We start from the raw sequence: 21,067 nt of genomic DNA on the forward strand, positions 1-21,067 counted from the left end.
GATTTCATACCTTTTGTTTATAAAATATAATTTAAAGAGAGGTAAAAATGAATCAACATATACTTGAAAATATTTTAGAGCCTACTGTTTTTGAAGAGAACAGACTTGCCGCCCATTCTGACCATAAAATATATGCAAATAAGAATGAGCTTTTAAGGGAGCAGTCTTCTCTTTACTACAGCTTAAACGGCATTTGGAAATTTAATTATTCCATAAATCCAAATTGTACACCTGACGGATTTGAGGCTTACTCTTATGATTGTAAAAGTTGGGATGATATAAGAGTTCCGGCACATATTCAGATGGAGGGCTATGACAGACCTCATTATGCCAATGTAGCCTATCCGTGGGACGGCAGGCAGGAGCTTTTATCCGGTCAGTCACCCATCGATTTTAACCCTGTGGCAAGCTATGTAAAATATTTTACATTACCTGCAGATTTCTCAAAGGGCGATATCGTCCTTAGAATGGAAGGTGTTGAAAGTGCGGCTGCAATTTGGCTAAACGGGCAATATGTGGGTTACTGTGAGGACAGCTTTACACCCTCGGAATTTGATTTGACAAAGTATTTATCGGAGGGTGAAAACAAGCTTGCCATACAGGTTGCAAAATGGTGTTCCGGAAGCTGGCTTGAGGATCAGGATTTTTTCAGATTTTCAGGTATATTTAGAGATATTTATCTGTATACCAAACCAAAATGTCATTTGGATGATATCGGAATAATTCAGGTATTTGAGAATAAGAATTTTGACAGGGTGAATCTTAATATTTCACTGAATATAAATAATAATGCCAAAGTCAAACTTACATTATTTGATGCTTTGGATATGACATTAAAGGTAAATGAGTTTAAATCTTTTGATGAATCTACCGTTGTATCTGAGCTTTTAAAGGATTGCAGCAGTGGTGAAAATAATATTTCATTTATTTTAGACAATCCTAAGCTTTGGAGTGCCGAAATTCCAAATCTGTATCTGCTCTATATCGAATTATATGATGGCGATGTTTTACAAGAGGTAAGCTCGGTAAAAATAGGCATAAGGCATTTTGAAAAAAATGACGATAATATAATGACTATAAACGGTAAAAGAATTGTCTTTGCCGGTGTGGACAGACATGATTTCAGTTCTAAATCAGGCCGTGTCGTCAGCTATGATGAGGTAAAAAAGGATATTGTGACCATGAAGGAGCATAATATCAATGCCATAAGAACAAGTCATTATCCGAACTGCTCCGCACTTTATGATCTATGCGATATTTACGGCATATATCTGATGGATGAATGTAATCTTGAATCCCATGGAAGCTGGGACGGACTTCTAAGCGGTATTTCCGATTATGATATGGTAGTGCCCGGCGATAAGAAGGAATGGATGCCTCTTTTACTTGACAGAGCAAAATCTATGTATATGAGGGATCGCAATCACTCTTCCATCCTTATCTGGTCATGCGGAAATGAGAGCTATGGAGGCAGTGATATATATGAGATGAGTGAGTTCTTTAGAAAATCCGATCCGGGCAGACTTATTCATTATGAGGGTGTTTTTAATGATCGACGCTACAATGATACCTCGGATATTGAGAGTAGAATGTATGCCAAGGTAGCTGATGTAAAAGAATATTTAAAAACTCACAGGGATAAGCCTTTTATCGAATGCGAGTACACTCATGCAATGGGTAATTCCTGTGGAGGTATGCAGCTTTATACAGAACTTGCATGGGAGGATGAGCTTTTCCAAGGAGGATTTATCTGGGACTATATTGATCAAAGCATTACGGGCAAAGATCCTTTCGGCAAGGATACGCAGTACTATGGCGGTGATTTTGACGACTCTCCCACCGATTATAATTTCAGCGGAAACGGTATAGTATATGGTGGTGACAGAGATATCTCCCCAAAAATACAGGCAGTTCGATATAATTACAGACCGATAGATTTAAAGCTGAATCTACATGATGATAAATTATATATTCACAACAGAAATCTGTTCAGAAATTTAAGTGATTATAAATTTATACTTTATATAAAGAGATTTGGAAAACAATTATATGAGAGCAGTTTCAAGATAGAGGCTGATGGCTTATCTAAACCCACATATACTTTGCAGATAAAGGACAGAGTAAAAGAGCTTTTGGATATCTATGGCAGTGAGCTGGTTGTAGGAGTCAAGGCTGCTTTTGATATTGAAACCGTCTATAATTTAGACGAGGTTTCTTTTGACGAAGTTATTGTAAGAGAGGGTATGAAATTCTTTGATGCTCTTTCAACTATAAATGATGATACCGTCATTTCAGATATTCCACTATGTGAAAATAAGCCTTATAAACTTATTATGGGAGTTGTAAACTTCGGCGTAAAGGGTGAAAACTTCGAGGCATTATTCTCTCAAAACTTTGGCGGTTTGGTCTCTTATAGATATGGCGGAAAGGAATTACTAAAGTCCATACCAAGACCGAACTTTTGGAGAGCTCCTACAGATAATGATTTGGGCAACAATATGCCTTTTAGATATTCAAAATGGAAGGTATCTTCTCTTTATGCCACTACAAAAATGCCTAGGGAAAACTCGACTTACTACCCTGCTTTCAGACCTCTTATAAAGGAATATGACAAATTTGTTTCCATAACTTATAAATATGCTCTACCTTCCTGTGCTGATGAGCTTAGTATGGAATATCAGGTTTTCGGTGACGGCAGCATCAGGGTGAATATGAATTATAAGAGCGAAAACGGTCAATACGATTTACCTGAGTTTGGCACAATGTTTAAATTAAAACCCGAGTATGAAAATATTTCATGGTATGGCGCAGGTCCTATGGAAACTTATTCCGACAGACTTCCGGGTGCAAAAATCGACCTCTATAGCGGTAAGGTGGCAGATCAGCTTGCCAAATATCTCTCACCGCAGGAAAGCGGCAATAAATCACTTGTAAGATTTGCAAAGATCACTGACAAGAGAGGGCGTGGCTTGATGGTTGCCGGAAATTGTATCAATGTTTCCGCACTTGCCTATTCTCCAAGTGAACTTGAGGAAGCAAGACATGATTTTGAATTACCTCCTGTAACAAAGACTGTGCTTCGTGTAAGCCTTGCACAGATGGGTATTGCCGGTGATGATACCTGGGGCGCTCCTACTCTTGATGAGTACCTGCTTAAAGGAGAGGGAGAATTAAACTTTAGTTATATTATAAAGGGAATCTGATAAAAAAGGCTATATATTTACGGTTTTCGTAGATGTATAGCCTTTAAATAATTCCACATATCCATAAAGTTATTTTATAAGATTACCAATATATGATAGGGTAATTTTATATAAAGATAACTATATATTTTATTCCAATTTTAATAATATATAAAACAACAAACATTGACTTTAAGACAATTTAGTGGTACTCTCTTTATTATAGAGGGGAGAAATCAATATGAAATTTACTAAAGATAGAAAGCAAAGCATAAAACATTATATCCTTGAAAAAATAGATCAGGATACTCCTTCCATTTCAAAAACTGTTGCAGATACATTTTCCATCAATCCATCTACTATTCACTCATATATAAACGAACTTGTTAAAGATAATGTGATTGTAAAAGTGAAGCGTGGACAATACGAATTAGTTAACAAAGAGTATTCTTACTTGTTAAAGCGTGAAAACGGCGATCTTGATGATGATACATATGCCTTTGATATATGTTTGAAAGAGCATATAGAAGGTTTTGAAAATAATGTTCAGGATATATGGAGCTATACTTTTAGCGAAATGATTAATAATGTTATGGATCATTCACTTGCAGACAGTGTAAAGATTACTATTTCACAAAATTTTCTGGCTACATGTGTAATGATTGAAGATAACGGCATAGGTATTTTTCAAAAAATAAAGGATTATTTTAAATTATCTTCAATTGAAGACGCTATATGTGAATTGTTTAAAGGAAAACTGACCACCGATGCTAAAAATCACTCCGGTGAGGGTATATTCTTCAGTTCCAAACTGATGGATGATTTCCTTATTATTTCAAGTTCCAAGATATTTACAACTAACAAATATGATGAAGGTAAAATACTCAGATTAGTTTTAGAAAATCAGAAAGGTACCTGTGTTTTTATGGAGCTGTCCAACTTCAGCCATAAAACCGCTAAAGAAATATTTGATGCATATTCAAATGTTGATGGCGGATTTGTAAAAACAAAAATACCGCTTAAGAATATATTTGATACTTCACCGGTATCCAGATCTCAAGCCAAGCTTATTTGTAACAGACTTGATAAATTTAAGGAAGTTATAGTTGATTTTGATGAAATCGGATGGCTTGGTCAGGGGTTTGCTCACCAGTTATTTGTCGTTTTTGCAAACTCTCACCCCGGCATTATATTAACTCCGATTAATATGAATGAGGATGTCACTAAAATGTATAATCATGTCAAAAATACTAATGTGGAATAATCTTAAAAATCAGTACCACCGGCTTAGCCGGTGGTTTGTTGTTTCGCTCTATAAGGACTCTTTACCTGCGCTTGAGTCTAAAAACTCATCGAAAATTCGCCAACCACACATCATTTACTTGCTTATCCCCTTGGGCTTATTTTTTCTTATTGCTTTTTATTATCGGCTCACCCGTAAACGTGTCTATATATTCTTTCATACTCATTTGGTCATATAACATATCTTCATTTAGCTGGTTTCTTATGTATTCTTCTATCTTTTTTGCATTTTTTCCTACCATATCTACATAATATCCACTACAGCAAAAGTGTATATTTCCATACTTGTATTTTAGATTTGCATGTCTTTCAAATATCATTAGTGTACTTTTTCCTTTTATATATCCTACAAAATCTGATACACTCATTTTTGGCGGAATCTCTACCGGCATATGTATGTGATCTGGACACACTTCTGCTTCCACTATATGTACTTCTTTTCTTTTACATAACATGCTCAATATATTTGCTATATCCTGCTTTAGCTCTCCATATATTATCTTTCTCCTATATTTTGATGCAAATACTATATGATACTTACAATTCCACCCTTGTGTCAAGCATTGGATACATAGTTTATGTTAGAATTAGCTCATATCTTAAAATCTCTTTTGATTTTTATCTTGTGATACCGTTCTCTTTTCTACAAACTTTCATTATCATATATCATTACCATAAATCCTTTCATTTCCTTAGAAATACTCATCTCCTATCTTGTATTCGAATTGCTTTCAAGTCCCACCTATTTAACTACAGAATCTAACTATAAGTTTTTCTTTTCAAATTAAAATAACTCTTTTAACATATTCACTATACCTTTATATAATTCACTATTGGCATCGATTTTAGAAACTACTCTTCTTTGTTCCTCAAATATGTCTTCGGATGTTACCTCATCCAATCGCAAAGAGTGTTTTGTTTTTTCCAAAAAATATTCTTTCCCATTTTTATCTTTTTTTAATAAATCTAAAAAATTTGGATCATTGTCTAATTCTGCTAAAAAAATTTCTGGAGTATCACAAGGCAAAAATTTGACATTTTTCTCCCAAAAATCAATAAATATCTTCTGAGCCTCTAGCAATTCTTCTTTATTGACATTTCCTTTATTCCCTGAAACTTTTATATCAATTTTATTTCCTGTCATTTTCAAAATTATCTCGCCTAGCTTCAAATAATCAGATTCTGGGATTTTTGAAACACAAATCCTCCCTTTATTTAAGTATTCAGGTTTAATAGTATTGACATATTGATTATAATCTTGTTTTTTATCACCATCTAATATGAATAAGCAATTTTCCAATCCTTGAAATGCCGAACTTGTAATATAACTTTGAATGATATTATCTGCTCCTCCAGGTATATATCGCACTTCTATGTTTTCTTTTAACTTTTGACTATTCTCTCTCCTTATAATAAATTCAATGATATACTTTGCCAGCTTATCTTCTACAAATACCATTTTCTTGTCGTGAAATTCATCTCCCAATTCATAAAAAGCATCCTGATAATCTATATTCCCCAAAATTTTAATTTCATTATTTATCTTAGAAACCAATTTTATTGCTTCTTTCGGAAAATCCTTCACCATCTGAGTAGAGTGTGTTGTAATTACAATTTGGTGATTTTTTTTCAAACATTCTCTCAATAAAAAATTTTTCAACTTATAAATCGCACTGGGATGTAAAGAAATCTCAGGTTCATCAATTAATAATAGTGAATTATCAGTGGCATTTAAAATATCGTTGACCAACAGTATAATTCTCGCTTCTCCTGTTCCTGCAAAAGCTTCCGAATAAATATTCCCATTCTTTTTCATCCATATAGTTTTTGCTGGTCTATTGCCACTACTTTTTGTATAAAAATTATGTGTAACTATTTTAATAGCTGAATAAGATTCACCCATTATTTCACTAACTTCATTACAAACTGCTTCTGACATCTCAATATTATAATCAACCATCTCTTTATTATATAAATAATATGTTTGGCTATCACTTCCTAATACTTTTGATAGAGCTTTTGACCTACTTCTTATAAAATCCTGTTTACTCTTTTGCGTCTTGGTTTTCTTAAAATCATAGTGATAAAAAAACAAATCATATGCAGATACATATTCCTTGCAATCACAATATACAACATTCTTATTCATACCATCCCAACGAGTATCTGACGAACTCCCTAGATTAGAATACTCACATTTCGGAAGAATCTCCATGTTATATTTTTTTATAGGTCTTGAGGGCTCCCAATAATCCAATTTTTCTTTTTTATTAACTCGAGTTTTTAATACTTCCACAACTCTTTTCGCCTTTTCAAAATAATAACCATATATCAGGCAATGTTTATCTTCATTTTCATTCTCCTCTTTATCTATCTTATCTACTGATGTTGTAAACCAGTAATCACCAAGGCTTTTCCCTTCTGGAGAACCATATAGTGCTTGAAGTAACGATGTTTTATTCGTTCCATTCTTCCCAACCAAAAGCGTAATCGGAAAATCAAAATTAATTCTAGAATTTTCTTTTAGCAACTTATATTTAGGAAATCTTATATACTCAATAAATGGATAGTATGCTATTTTGTTATTTTTAAACTTTGTTTTAAGGTTATTCAATAACCTAATAAATTCATCCATATTACTTAATCTCCCTTGCAATCAATTGGAAATATTTACCACTTGCCTCTGCTAATTTTACTGGCACAGCATTTCCTATTTGTTTTGCTAATTCTCCTCTATTTCCTAAAAAAACATAACTATCATCAAATGACTGTAGTCTTGCCGCTTCCCTTGCACTCAATGCTCTATCTTGAGTAGGATGACCAAACCTTCCCTTTGAGTATGTCATACAACCTCCAGTGATTGTAACTGAAGGTTTCGATATGTCGATAATTCCATATACATCAGTATGTCCTCTATTATTCTTATGACAATTCAAAATTAACTCTTCGGGTAAAGAACTTCTACTACCTCCATTTTTTCGTATATATCGAATTCTTTTTACATTATCTTCTGATAGTTTATTAGAAACATGGTTATACACACCTTCTCCAACAAATTCCTCACCACACTTTATTTCAGGAAGATCCATTATGACTTCAGCCGTAACCCACATTTTTGTATGTCCTTTCCCTTCTTTCGAGTGCGTTTTTGGTGGTAATTGTATTTTAAAATTTCTATCTATGTTCTCCTTTTTAATCCCATGTAAAACAAGCCTTTTCCTTACTTGAGGAACTCCATAATCCGCCGTATTCAAAACTTCATATGTGATTAAATAGTTCGATTCAATCATATCAAGAAATCTTGTGAAAATCTGTTTATTCTTCTTACTCGTTATACCTGAAACATTTTCCATCAACAAAAAATCTGGCTTTAACTCCTGTATCAATCTTAAATATTCAAATATTAACTGATTCCTCTCATCATTAACATCTTTTTTCCCTATTGTTGAAAATCCCTGACATGGAGGACAAGCGACCAATAACAATTTATCAGATGACTTCAAACTTATATTGTCAATAATTTCTTTACCGCTTATATCTCTAATATCGGCTTCAAATAACACTACTTCTGGATTATTGTGCCTATATGTCTGTGCAGCCCATTTATCTATTTCAACCGCTACTGCAACTTTTATCCCTGCTTTTTTCAAACCACTTGTAGTTCCGCCAGCCCCACTAAATAAGTCAACTGCTATAATATTCTTCATTTCTGATAATTGCGCAATAATGTAGCAAACCTATTTTATTACGCAATACCTCCTTCCATAATCCTTTTTATCACATTAAGCAACATTTAAAAGAGATTTACACAAACACACATTTTATTTTTAAAAATCTACCTCTTAGGCAACGCTAAACTTATTTTTCCTTTATCATAAATAATACTATAGATCTTACAATTTTCATAGTAAGTCAGTGGAAGTAATTATAAGAAAAATTATCACAAACTTCACACCAATTCTAACACAGTCTATGTATATTGTCTTCTTTTGTTTTGTTATAAATTTAATCGTCAGAAATTATTATGTAACCTTATAATTTTAAAAGAACTCTAAGTATCCCTATCAGATCACAATTCCATGATGTATGTGATAAACTATTACTATCCATTTGGATACCCCCTTTGATATATTTATTGGTTGGCGAACCTTTAATATTATATCAAATTTGGGGGTGTTTCACATAACGTTAAAGCTATTTCAACCACCCGCATAGCAGGTAGTTTATTTCTTCTCTTGCGAGAACAAGCCTTGCCCTAATAATAAAAACTCCAATCCGCTACAAACAGATTGGAGTTTTTTTGATATTAGATTTATCCGTATAATATTATCTTGTGCTGTATACACCTGAAGCATTTACATAATATCCGTCAGGTGTGGTTGTGTTTGCAAGCATCTTTCCACTGCTCCGGTCCATATAGTACCAGTTTCCGTTAAGCTGTTGCCAGCCTACCAGCATATAGCCGTCCGCATTAAAATAGTACCATTCTCCATTTATCTGCTTCCATGCCGATGTTACATAGCTCCCGTCTGATAAGGAATACCACCAGCCTGTATTATTCTGCTTCCAAGTACCTTGAAGCTCCACCGCATTGCTGTAATTATTTTCCGCCTCGTTTTGACTTATATTTATCGTATTTGATGACACCCATGAGCCGTTCTTTGAAGCATCATCACCACCTATGGCACGAACTTTTAATGTATATGTACCCGCTTTTGTCATAAGAGATCTCAAATCGGCACTATTGGTGGTAAATGTCTGTACACCTCCTACTGTAGAGGAATTATCTCTTAAAAGCTTCACCTGGTATCCTGAAGCTCCCTGAGATACGCTCCATGTCGCCTGACCTGACTGACTCAGATTTACAGATTCTATCGGAGAAACCTGATTTATAAGTGCCGGTAATTGTATATCTACATATAGGTCGTTGGAGCTGTTCTCTCTTCTTGCTTCTATAAGTTCTCCGCCTGTGATTTTAAAATCTTCAGCCTTATACACACTGAAATAATAATTATCATCAGACTCCAAATGCACTGTTATCTTCGGAACATCCGTAATAGACCAATCCATTCCCATATCCATAAAGTCAACACTGTCTATACGATAATTGCTGCCGGAGGTGCTCACTGTAATATCATCAATATTTCTGCTCTTACCTACAGCTATGCCGTCGGACTTTATATTTATCCTTACAAGCTTTATTTTTGATGCCGCAAAAGCATTCATAGAAAAAACCAGACTTATGATTCCGCTTACTGTTACTATTTTAATCTTTCTTCCTAATCCGTTCATATCCACCCTTTCACACATCTATTTAATTTATATATTTATTAAATAATAATTTATGACTACAGTCAATTACTATTATATGATATTTTCTTTAAAATACCACTTGAAAAATCCATTAAAAAAACGACGGCTTTAAGCCGTCGCTTATTATTATCTTGCAACATCTGCCACTCTTGATTCTCTGATTACATTTACTTTGATTTGGCCCGGGTATTGCATCTCTTCTTCTATTCTCTTTGAGATATTTCTAGCCAAAATAATCATATCATCATCATTTACCTTTTCAGGCAATACCATGATTCTTACCTCACGGCCTGCTTGTATAGCAAATGACTTTTCAACACCGTCAAAGGATGTTGTTATTTCCTCAAGCTGACTCAGTCTGTTAGTATATGTCTCCAGTGTTTCTCTTCTTGCACCCGGTCTTGCCGCAGATATGGTATCTGCCGCCTGAACTAAACATGCAATAAGCGAATCCGGATCAACATCTCCATGATGCGATTCTACAGAATTGATTACAACCGGATGTTCCTTGTATTTTTTACAAAGTTCCACACCAATCTGCACATGTGAACCTTCCACCTCATGGTCGATGGCTTTTCCAATATCATGTAATAAACCGGCTCTCTTAGCCAATCTGATATCCACTCCAACTTCTGCCGCTAAAAGTCCTGACAATTGTGCCACTTCAATAGAATGTTTCAAAGCATTCTGACCATAACTGGTCCTGAATTTCATTCTTCCGAGTAATTTTATGAGTTCCGGATGTATTCCATGCACCCCTACTTCAAGTGCCGCATTTTCTCCTTCTTCCCTCATAATACCGTCTACTTCTTTTTTTGCCCTATCCACCATCTCTTCAATTCTTGCAGGGTGGATACGACCGTCGACAATCAACTTTTCAAGTGCTACTCTAGCCACTTCTCTTCTTACAGGATCAAAACAGGATAAAACTACCGCCTCAGGTGTATCATCTATAATAAGTTCCACTCCTGTAAGCTGTTCCAATGTTCGTATGTTTCTACCCTCACGACCAATGATCCTGCCCTTCATGTCGTCATTTGGCAATGCCACTACCGAAACTGTTGTTTCCGCCACATGGTCTGCTGCACATCTTTGAATGGCGGTAACCACATATTCTCTGGCTTTCTTCTCGGCTTCATCCTTTGCGGCATTTTCAAGCTCTTTTATAAGCTTTGCCTTGTCATGTTTCACTTCATCTTCAACTGATTGTAATAAGAATTCCTTAGCTTGTTCACTTGTGAGCCCTGATATTTTCTCAAGCTCGGCAATCCCCTTATCATACAGGGATTCTACCTCCTTGCTTCTTGTCAGGATTTTTTCCTCTCTCAGAAGAACACTTTCCTCTTTCTTCTCAAGTAAATCCTGCTTCTTATCCAAGTTCTCTTCTTTGCTAAGTACTCTTTTTTCATAGCGGGCTAACTCTGCCCTTCTTTCTTTCACCTCTCTATCAAGCTCATTTTTAGTCTTTATAGACTCTTCTTTAGCTTCCAAGAGAGCTTCACGCTTCTTTGTTTCGGCTGTTTTTAAGGCTTCCTCTATTATTTCTCTGGATTTAATCTCTGCTGAACCGATCTTATCTTCATATGATTTCTTACGATGAGCAATCGCTAAACTCCAACTTAGAGGCGCCACAACAACTATTGAGAGTAATACCGCAGCTATTATACTTCCCAGTTGTGACATAAAAGCACCTCCTTATTCAATTTTCATTGTTCAAAACAACATTCTAATTTTAACAAAAAATGAACAAAAAGTAAAGCAAGTCGTGAGAATATGCGTAAAACAAAAGCTCTAAAGGGGCCACCCAAACTATAACACCTTGGTTACACAATCGGACTTTAGGTAATACACCCAAAGTCCGGCAAAATTTCACTTTATATACTTTTCAAAAACTTCAGTACTCATATTTGCTCTGATTGCTGCCTCATCCACACTTAGTATTCCATCTTTTACCAAGGATACAAGGGTACTTATGATGCCCTCCTGTCTTCCTTCCAATCTTCCTTTTTCTATACCTCTTTCCATACCTTTTTCTATGCCTTTTTCTATTCCCCTAGCCTCTATTCTATCCAGTACTTCACACATATTAATGTTCTCCTTCCCCTTTAAATCGTTTATAGTTTCTTCAAATCTATTATCTCCTGTCATTTCAGACATTAATGTTAAAAGTTCGTCCACATGGGCAATATCAGTTTTATCAGCAATATAATCTTTGTTTACCCTCATCTGATAGAGGTAATCCGCCAGTATCCTAAAATCACTTTTAAATAAATCTATCTTTTTTCTATCCAGATATGCTATCTCAAATAAGTTTATTTTAAAATCATTTACATATGGCTTGATGTCTTCATCTATATCCAGAACTTCAAAAAGTGTTTTGGGGCAATTCCATTTTTTATCATATCCAAGATAAAGTACCAATGTAATAACAGGATACTTTGCCTTATCAATGTTTTCTTTTCTGCTTTGCTTTACATACTCTGCACCATCATATCCAAAGACTCTGAGCGGCATCAACTTATTCGCTATTGTCTGATTTTCAAGCCCAAATAATGCTACATTGATTTTACTCTTACGCCAATACTTTGCTATATCTCTTTCCTGAGTTCTGACTCTACCGTCTATTTTTAACATACTCATCGGCAATGCATCAATCAGCGTAGATTCTTCTACCACATTTCTGCCCTCAAATAAAAGTACATTTAAAATATCTGCAAATACATCATTGTACTTTTCAAGCATCTTCTCTGTTATATCCTTGCCTTGCATATCTCCTCCTTATTATACCAAAAAAATTTGCTGTTGGATTATTAATTGATTATTTTTGAAAGATTAGAATTTTTAGAATTACGACCAAATCTAATACTTTAATTCTATCTTATATATGCCAAAAATACAATAACAGATATCCTTACATTTACGAAAGTACTACTATATACATTACCGTTCAGCTCTCCCTTACATAGCATCAACTGCAAACTGAAAGCAAGAATTTTCAGATGAACAAAAATATAAAATCACCTATTTTAGTCCGAAGCACATATTATAATAAAGGAAAAATGGACTTTGGATAATATTCCCAAAGTCCATTTGAAATACATTGTATATATTTTCAATTTCAATAATTTATTTGAGCAATGTTTTAGCATGTGCCTCCCACACATCAAGATACTCTGCCGTCTCCCCGACTCTCTTTTTCCCCAGAATGTGGTAAATATTACGCCAAACCATCCGGGATACCCCTGTGTTCTCATAAGCTTGCAGCTTCCATTGCCAAGTTCTGTTACACTGCATGTAAGTACGGATTTTAAAGGTTTATGCTCCGCATGTATCTCTATCTTCTTATTCTCTTCATCTACACTATAGATTTCACAATCCATCACCAAATCCTCTTTGGAAGTTACCTTATACTTTCTACCCGGCTTAAAAAATACTCCATCATTATCATAGTCCACAACTTTATTGGTTGAAAGTTTAGGTAGCCATATATTCATTTCTTTTAAAGCCTCCCAAGCAATATCTACAGGTATATTTACAGTTTTCTCTTCTCTATATAATTTCATATCTTCCACTATGTTATCAGGAGCAAAATAACGTACTTCCTTTCATTTTATTTCGGCTAAATATACAGATATTACATTTTTCCTCTTGATTACGCAGCGTATTAAAATATTTTCTATGCTGCCAATGTTTATTATAAATATTTATAAATCTAAAATCAATTATAGTAAAATAAAAAAGACTCCAAAGCGGAGTCCTTTTTATGATATAGGCGATAGAGAATTAATCCTCTGCCGTTTTATGCATTCTTATATGTTCCCATTACAACTTTTCTGAGTAAATCTACCGGAATCATTGTAAATGCCAGTATAAATACCACTATCCAGCCCTGTATGCTAAAAGGCACACAGCTAAACATCCTTCCGATAAACTGGAAAGGTGCAAGCGGTACAGCACCGGCATTTACTATCACTGCCTGTACTGCAATAATTGCAAAGAATACTTTTAAAAATCCCGGATTTTCATTTAATCCCTTAAAGATTCCAAAACCTTCATCTCTTACATTAAATCCGTTAAACAGTGCACTTGCTATAAAGAGTACAAAGTATCCTGTAAGAAGTTCCGCCTCATTGCCCTCAAACATATTTGCAAAGAATGGCAGTTTAAGATATATAAAGCTAAGCACTGTAAGCCAAAGTCCCATAGTAAGAATCTGAATAGCCATATTTTTACTTACAATACTCTCATCTCTTCTTCTTGGCTTTTCCATCATATAACTTTCCTTGGCAGGCTCGTTTCCAAGCATTATCGCACCAAGTCCGTCCATTACAAGGTTTACAAACAGAAGGTGAGTTACCTTAAGCGGCTCTTCCACACCGAAGAATGGTGCAATGGCACTTACAATAACCGCAGTAACATTGATAACCAGCTGGAACTTACAGAACTTAAGTATATTATGATAGATTGTCCTACCATAAAGTATGGCATCCTTTATAGATCTGAAATTATCATCAAGGATTACAATCTCTCCCGCTTCCTTGGCAGCCTCTGTACCGTTACCCATAGCAAAACCGACATCCGCTCTCTTTAATGCAGGTGAATCATTTACACCGTCACCGGTCATACCTACAACAAGGTTCATCTCCTGGCAAAGTCTTACCATTCTGGACTTATCTGTAGGCAGAGCTCTTGCAATTACTCTGATATGAGGTATAAGCTTCTTTACTTCATCATCACTCATCTCATTAAGTTCTGCTGATGAAAGTGCTCTGTCGGAAGCGCTCTTTATAAGTCCTGCATCCTTTGCAATAGCTATCGCTGTTTCAAGTCTGTCTCCGGTAATCATTACAACCTGAATACCTGCTCCCATAACCTCTGCAATAGCATCCTTAGCCTCCGCTCTTACATCATCTCTGATACCTACCAGACCTATAATAACTATATCATCATTTATTGTATTCTCTACAAGAGACTTCTGTGAATATCCGAATGCCAACACTCTCATAGCTCTTGCTGCAAGCTCGTCAATCTTTCTGTCAAGAACAGCCTTGTCAATTGTCTTTACTTCGCCCTTTTCGTCAAGGAATTTAGTTGCCTTTGCAAGAAGTCTCTCAGGAGCACCCTTATAGAATGTCTTATCAAGAGAATCTATTCTTGCCTGGCTGAATTTATTTGTTGAGTTAAAGCCCTGATGTGCTCCCAATACCAGGCTCTTCTCATTTTGCAATGCATCAAAGGTGGCATGTCCGATAAATTTCATCAATGCCTGGTCTGTAGCATTACCTCCTATTACCACACCTCTGTCATCAAATAATGCCTGGGTATTCTTACCTATTGCAATATCTATAAGTCCCTTTACCTTACTGTGACTGCTAAGTTCCTGTATCGGAATGGAATTTCCGTTTGCAAGGAAGAAATCCACTACTTCAAGACTTCCCTTTGTAATGGTTCCTGTTTTATCACTGAAAAGTATATTAAGTGAACCTGCTGTTTCAATACCTTCAGCCTTTCTTACAAGCACATTATGATCAAGCATCCTGCTGGTATTTTGCATAAGTACCAAAGATATCATAAGCGGCAACCCTTCCGGAACCGCACATACCACAATAACTATGGCAAGAGTAACAGCCTTTATAAGATCCTGCACTATTGTCTGTGCTCCAAGTGCAAAATAGCTGCCAAATCCTCCGGCTCTTATTATAAAATAAGCAATATATAGTATAGCTATCACTGTAGCACCTACATATCCGAATACGGATATTTGATGTGCAAGTTTTCCAAGCTTTACCTTCAATGGAGAATCCGGTTCATCCTCGGTCATTTCAAGAGCCATCTTACCCATCATTGACTTAAGACCTACTCTCTTAACTTCCAGTACACCTTCTCCATCAAATACTACCGCACCTCTAAAAAGCGAATGTGCATCTACAAAGGTATCACCTGTAATATCTTCTTCCATCTCAAAGCCTACATTCGCCGCAGTTTTTTTACATTCCTCAGCCTCTCCGTTTAATGCTGAGTTGTCTACTCTTAAATCTCCATCTATAAGCACACCGTCAGCAGGTATCTTATCTCCCGATTGTAGCAAAACAAAATCGCCCACTACTACATCATCTACATCAATAACGGTTACAAGACCGTTTCTATAGACCTTGCAGGTATCTTTCTTTGTATTATCTTTCAGCTCACGGTACTTGGTATCGCTTGCAACTCCTGTTTTTGCAGATACAAATGCAACTATTATTACTGCAATAATAATTCCAAGCGACTCATAAATCTCTGCATGTCCGAAGAAATACATCACTATCATAATTACCGAAATGGCAAGGAGTAACCTTATTATCGGATCACTAAATGTTTCTTTAAACGCCTCCCAAAATGTAGTCGGTTCCGAATTCGGTATTTCATTTGAGCCATGAACCTGCCTTGACTTCTCTACTTCTTTCTCAGTCAAACCGGTATATTTCATATTGTTTCCTCTTTCAAAACTTTAGGAGAAAGCAAATGCTCTCTCCCGTAATATTTATTACAACAACTATTTATTTAAAGCAAACTTCTTTGTATAAATTCTTTAAAATTATATATATCTGTTTGCCAATTCTCCGATACCGGCATCAGTGGTGCCCTGTCCTATAGCTGAGAACTTCCACTCTCCGTTATGCCTGTAAACCTCACCGAAAATCATAGCAGTCATACCGGTATAATTTTCTGTAAGATTATATTTCAGTATCTCTTTATTATTTGAAGCATCTACAAGCCTTATAAATGCATTTCTTATCATTCCGAACTCTTGATGTCTTTGTACCGCCTGATAAATATTTACAACAACAACTATTCTGTCATAGGCTGCAGGTACATTCGCAAGGTCAACAGTAATCTGCTCATCATCTCCTTCACCGGCTCCTGTCAGGTTGTCACCCATATGCATAACAGTGCCTGAAGAATGACGAAGATTTCCATAATAAACCACATCACCTTTATTAACCAGCTTTCCTCCTTGTAAAAGAAATGCCGACGCATCACAGTCTATATTCCCCTCCTGGCTCTGTCCTCCGCCAAAAAGTGATGAGAAAAATCCTCCGGCACCTCCCTTTGGCGCCTCATCCCATCCAAGACCTACTATGATTTTACTTAATCCTGCATTTTCCTTTGACAGACTTACCTTCTGTCCCTTTTGTAAACTAATAGACATATATCCTCCTAATGTCTTTGATATCCGGCGTTAAGCCACCTCTATACCATAATGATTGCAAAGTGCTGCAAGTCCGCCGCCAAAGCCGCTTCCTATAGCATTAAACTTCCACTCGCCTGCATGCTTGTAAAGTTCTCCTACTACTACAGCTGTTTCAATGGAGAAGTCCTCACCCAGATCATATCTGATAATCTCGGCGCCGCTCACACCGTCCAATATTCTGATATATGCATTGGAAACCTGACCGAAGTTTTGTCTTCTTGCATCTGCATCATATATTGTTACTGTAAATGCAATCTTTTCGATATTTGCAGGTACCTTTGACAAATCAATCTTTATCTGCTCATCATCTCCGTCACCTTCTCCTGTAAGGTTGTCACCCATATGCGCAACACTCTCTGAAGGATGAACTAGGTTTCCATAGAAAATAAAATCCTTGTCTGTAGGACATTTTCCGCCGGCATCCACCATAAATGCCGCCGCATCTAAGTCAAAATCCGCTCCTGAATCAAATGCATTTACATCCCATCCAAGACCTACAATAACATTTTTCAGTCCCGGATTTGTCTTTGTTAGATCTACCTTCTGTCCCTTGGATAAATTGATTGGCATAAAATCCTCCTTTATTATACACCGAATTTTTTGTAAAATTCGTTTTTGATATTTTCAAGCTTTGCCTTGTCTTCCACTCTTTGTCTTCTGGCATCATCCTGGATTCTCTTTGTTTCTTCAATACCGTTTACAATAGTTCTCCATGATTTCTCCAGAGTATCCACCTTTATAGAGCTGCCGGAAGCCATCTGCGCAGTAAGTTTTGCCTGCTCGACCGTATTTGTTGCATTCTTTAGAATCATCTCATTGGTCTTTTTATCCAACTCTGAAAGAGCTTCCGCCTGTAATCTCTGGCGCTTGAGCATAATAGCCTGTGCCAGACTTTGCTTAAAGATAGGCAAAGTGATAATGAAAGCCGAATTGATCTTTCTTATCAAATTTATATTGCTGAATTCCATTGTTTTTAACATAGGAATAGTCTGCATAGCCACATTTTCAGCCACTCTTAAGTCCTGTGTTCTTTGCTCAAGCATCATAAGTGCATTGTTTAAGGTTGTAAGCTCAAACTGCATAGACTTATCGCCTGTACGCTCCATCTCGGCAGTTCTTTCCGCAATAGCCGCTTCAAGCTCTTTACATCCCTGCTCACCTGCCAAAATATACTTTAACAGATCATGGTAATAATTCACATTGGAATCAAACATGGTATTGAGTTTTTTATTGGTTTCTTTGATTTCACCCTCATAGCCCTTTAACTCCACATATACCTTGTCTATTTCACCACCCATAGTCTGATACTTGCTCATTATCTTATCCAGCTGCTTTTTTACACCGCCAAAGAGCTTATCAAAAAGACCGGGATCCTGCTTTATCTCCTCGATATCAAACTTACTCATAATATTGGTAAGAACGCCCAACATCTTTGATGTCTCTTCGATTTGGGAAATATTCATACTGTTAAGTACCAAATCTGAAGATTTTGATATCTCTGTAGCCACCTCACCGCCAAAGGTCACGATGCTGTCAAGATTATTTAGTTCTATCTTGCTGACAAGTGCATCCACCTCTGCAGAATTAACCAATTCATTTTTCAGCTTTTCAGACTCTACCGCAATATCAAATGTCTGAGTAGTAGTCTCCACTACCTCATTCCCTGCAACATCATTTTTTACAGCTTCACCGGTTTTTGCTTTTGAAAAATCAAGTCCCATCTTTTCCTCCTATGCTCTATGCTTTTTATTCCCGTTACAATAGCTTATTATTAGTCTTTCTTAACCAAAAAATCTTGAAAAAAACGATTTTTTCTTTTCTTTTTCAGCTTTTAATCTATTGAAATCAGGTATAGCTATATCATAAAGATAATTACCGATTATGTGCTCTTCCATAATTTGATTGCTGAAGTATTTACCGACATTGTCATAACCTGTAGGTATAAAGAACAATATATCAAAACCTATCAAATTCAAAAAAGCCACAATTACGCTATCTTCCAACGAAATCATATTTTCCGTTGTGTTTACTATTATAAGCTTTGGCGGGCATTTTGTAAAATCAAAGCTTTGTATAAATCTTAAAATTTCCTTAGGCAAGTCTAAAACAATTGTTATAATTTTATACTCTACCCCGTTTTGCCCTGTTCCGACTATTGTTTTCCTTTTTAAAAGCTCTGATAATTTACCTAAAATATAATCCTGTGTTTCAGCTCTTAAAAAATCATATTTATATATTTGTGAGTGTTTTATGGCATCCTTATCCAATCTGCCGTTTTTATAAAATGAAGGTACTCCCGGTGCCACAGTAGCGTTTCTTCCATAGATACTCTCATTCTTATATATCAGTGATGTATCAGTTATCAAATCCTTTATATTCTGAAAATATGTATTTGTATCGGAATTTGCCACACCTGAGGCTTTGGCAAATATTACAGGTATATTTACCACATCATCAATAGTTGAAAAATTCGGTCTGAATCTGGCTTCCTGCTTCCAATAAATCGCTATCTCCTCATAGGTGGTTGAGAGTTTTATTATATTTGCCTTTGCAAATTGCATATCCCTGTACATTCCTGTATCCGAATACATCATGGTATCCAAATCTCTTTCGGCATTATATGCCATTGTACCCATAGTAAGAGTGCCACTATCTGTAGGAAATTCATTTATTTTAAGGCTTTCCTCAAAATTTATCTCATACAGCCTTTCACCTGAAAGCTTGTCCGCCTTCTTTTCAGGATTAAATATAACCACATCTATAGGCAATTTTGCCACCATATTTAAAAACAGGCTCTCCGTATCACTTTCCACACTTCCAAAATATATAAGTATGGGAGCAGGTGAATGTATATCGGCATTTCCAAGCAACTCAACTATATACCTGTGAAACCAGCATAATATATATATACCTTTGTTCATGATTTTATTCATATCCATATTCATAAGCTTACCGATATCAATCATGGTATCTACAAAGGCATCTCTTGCAACATCAATAAAGGTGTTGCTCTTTAATGTAATATTCTTTTTTAAATCCATTATAAGCTGGTTTTCATTAGCATAATTTCCTCTTTTTATTTTTGCTATTTCATCCACGCTTGGATTTGATATTCCGGTATTTATTACCTTGATTCTTCTATCGGCTTTCTTTAAATCCTGATATAGCAGATACAAATTATTCACATAGGTATTTCTGTCATCACAACCCTTTATCCTGACAAACATATTATAAAAAAAGCTTGTATCATCACCTCTTCTTGTATTTTTTAAATCTTCAAAGATATCTCCGCTAAGCCATGCATTGGTATTTGCAATAATATTATTGTTATTACTGTACAGGAGTTTTTTACTTTTATCCTCCTCGTATTGCTTTAAAAGCCACTGCAAATCAAATCCTGCAGGAAAGCTCTCGCTACCCATTCCCAAATCAATGGAATATTCGGACTTCGGGTCTATTGCTCTGTACTTTGCATCACCTCCGGGTTGTACCAGTATAATATCCGCTCCGGCATTTGATAATATTTTTAAGGTGGAAAGCTCCGGAAAATTTACATTGCCCCAAAATATAATTTTCGGAATCTCATCACTTCCGAGTTTTTCCATAATATTATAAAAATTATAGTAGAGCCAGCACATTATCCTTATAAAATTATTCTTCAGTATATCTACATTTTTACCCTGTCTTCTTAAGACTTCCAAAGTATCGTATATACCGTCAGCTATAGAGGCTCTCTGATAATCTCTTATTCTTGGCAGCCATTTCTTTAGCGCCTCTGCCATAAAGCCCGGTCCATGAACATATTTATCACCTATTATCTCATTAAAATATGCTATATTCTGTGCAGTGGGGTTTTCAATATTTGTATCAATAATTGCACCTTCTCTCTTAGCAAGTTGATAATATTTTCTGATAAATTCAAGTATAACTTCATCATAGGAATTTATCCTGTAAAAATATACCCCTTTAGGTTTTCTTTCACTCAGCCTTTTAAAAAAATCATCCAATCCTTTTATTTTCTGATGCAATAACATAC

At 35.7% G+C, this 21,067-nt stretch carries 14 protein-coding genes; 2 read left to right on the top strand and 12 right to left on the bottom strand.

From position 1 onward, the window contains the following. The first annotated feature begins 47 nt into the window (after positions 1–47). Complete coding sequence (locus tag J4O15_RS03020) at positions 48–3,203, top strand: glycoside hydrolase family 2 TIM barrel-domain containing protein (protein WP_208099652.1); 3,156 nt, start codon at positions 48–50, stop codon at positions 3,201–3,203. A gap of 220 nt (positions 3,204–3,423) precedes the next feature. Beyond that, the gene (locus J4O15_RS03025) at positions 3,424–4,446 is read left to right on the top strand and encodes an STAS-like domain-containing protein (protein WP_208099653.1); all 1,023 of its coding nucleotides are present in this window, start codon (positions 3,424–3,426) and stop codon (positions 4,444–4,446) included. A 136-nt stretch (positions 4,447–4,582) separates the two neighbouring features. On the opposite strand, the gene tnpA is transcribed toward J4O15_RS03025, so the two are convergent. The 12 genes from tnpA to J4O15_RS03085 form a co-directional block, all read right to left on the bottom strand. Next, positions 4,583–5,044 carry an IS200/IS605 family transposase gene (gene tnpA / locus J4O15_RS03030; protein WP_243761948.1) on the bottom strand — a complete coding sequence of 154 codons (462 nt, stop codon included), beginning with the start codon at positions 5,042–5,044 and terminating at the stop codon, positions 4,583–4,585. 224 nt (positions 5,045–5,268) lie between these two features. After that, positions 5,269–7,119, bottom strand: a complete 1,851-nt coding sequence (locus J4O15_RS03035) for an AAA family ATPase (protein WP_009219740.1) — start codon at positions 7,117–7,119, stop codon at positions 5,269–5,271. Between the two features lies 1 nt (position 7,120). Continuing rightward, positions 7,121–8,191 (bottom strand): DNA cytosine methyltransferase, encoded by a 1,071-nt coding sequence (locus tag J4O15_RS03040; protein ID WP_009219739.1) that lies wholly within the window; start codon positions 8,189–8,191, stop codon positions 7,121–7,123. Between the two features lie 619 nt (positions 8,192–8,810). Further along, entirely contained in the window at positions 8,811–9,776 is a 966-nt protein-coding gene (locus tag J4O15_RS03045) for a cell wall-binding protein (protein ID WP_208099654.1), read from the bottom strand. A 147-nt stretch (positions 9,777–9,923) separates the two neighbouring features. Then, entirely contained in the window at positions 9,924–11,480 is a 1,557-nt protein-coding gene (gene rny / locus J4O15_RS03050) for a ribonuclease Y (protein ID WP_208099655.1), read from the bottom strand. A 186-nt stretch (positions 11,481–11,666) separates the two neighbouring features. Then, entirely contained in the window at positions 11,667–12,566 is a 900-nt protein-coding gene (locus J4O15_RS03055) for an Rpn family recombination-promoting nuclease/putative transposase (protein ID WP_208099656.1), read from the bottom strand. Between the two features lie 257 nt (positions 12,567–12,823). Further along, positions 12,824–13,360, bottom strand: coding sequence for an SRPBCC family protein (locus J4O15_RS03060; RefSeq protein WP_208099657.1), 537 nt, complete (start codon positions 13,358–13,360; stop codon positions 12,824–12,826). Positions 13,361–13,596: 236 nt separating this feature from the next. Then, entirely contained in the window at positions 13,597–16,266 is a 2,670-nt protein-coding gene (locus J4O15_RS03065; protein WP_208099658.1) for a calcium-translocating P-type ATPase, PMCA-type, read from the bottom strand. A 108-nt stretch (positions 16,267–16,374) separates the two neighbouring features. Further along, on the bottom strand, positions 16,375–16,989 hold the full coding sequence (locus tag J4O15_RS03070) for a TerD family protein (protein ID WP_009219731.1): 615 nt from the start codon (positions 16,987–16,989) through the stop codon (positions 16,375–16,377). Positions 16,990–17,019: 30 nt separating this feature from the next. Further along, positions 17,020–17,601 (bottom strand): TerD family protein, encoded by a 582-nt coding sequence (locus J4O15_RS03075; protein ID WP_009219730.1) that lies wholly within the window; start codon positions 17,599–17,601, stop codon positions 17,020–17,022. A gap of 14 nt (positions 17,602–17,615) precedes the next feature. Further along, positions 17,616–18,752, bottom strand: coding sequence for a toxic anion resistance protein (locus tag J4O15_RS03080; RefSeq protein WP_208099659.1), 1,137 nt, complete (start codon positions 18,750–18,752; stop codon positions 17,616–17,618). 60 nt (positions 18,753–18,812) lie between these two features. Further along, a complete protein-coding gene (locus J4O15_RS03085) occupies positions 18,813–21,065 on the bottom strand; it encodes a YceG family protein (protein ID WP_208099660.1) in 2,253 nt (750 codons plus the stop codon). Positions 21,066–21,067: the final 2 nt, after the last annotated feature.

This window comes from Lachnoanaerobaculum sp. Marseille-Q4761 (genome assembly GCF_017565785.1).
Lineage (GTDB): Bacteria > Bacillota > Clostridia > Lachnospirales > Lachnospiraceae > Lachnoanaerobaculum.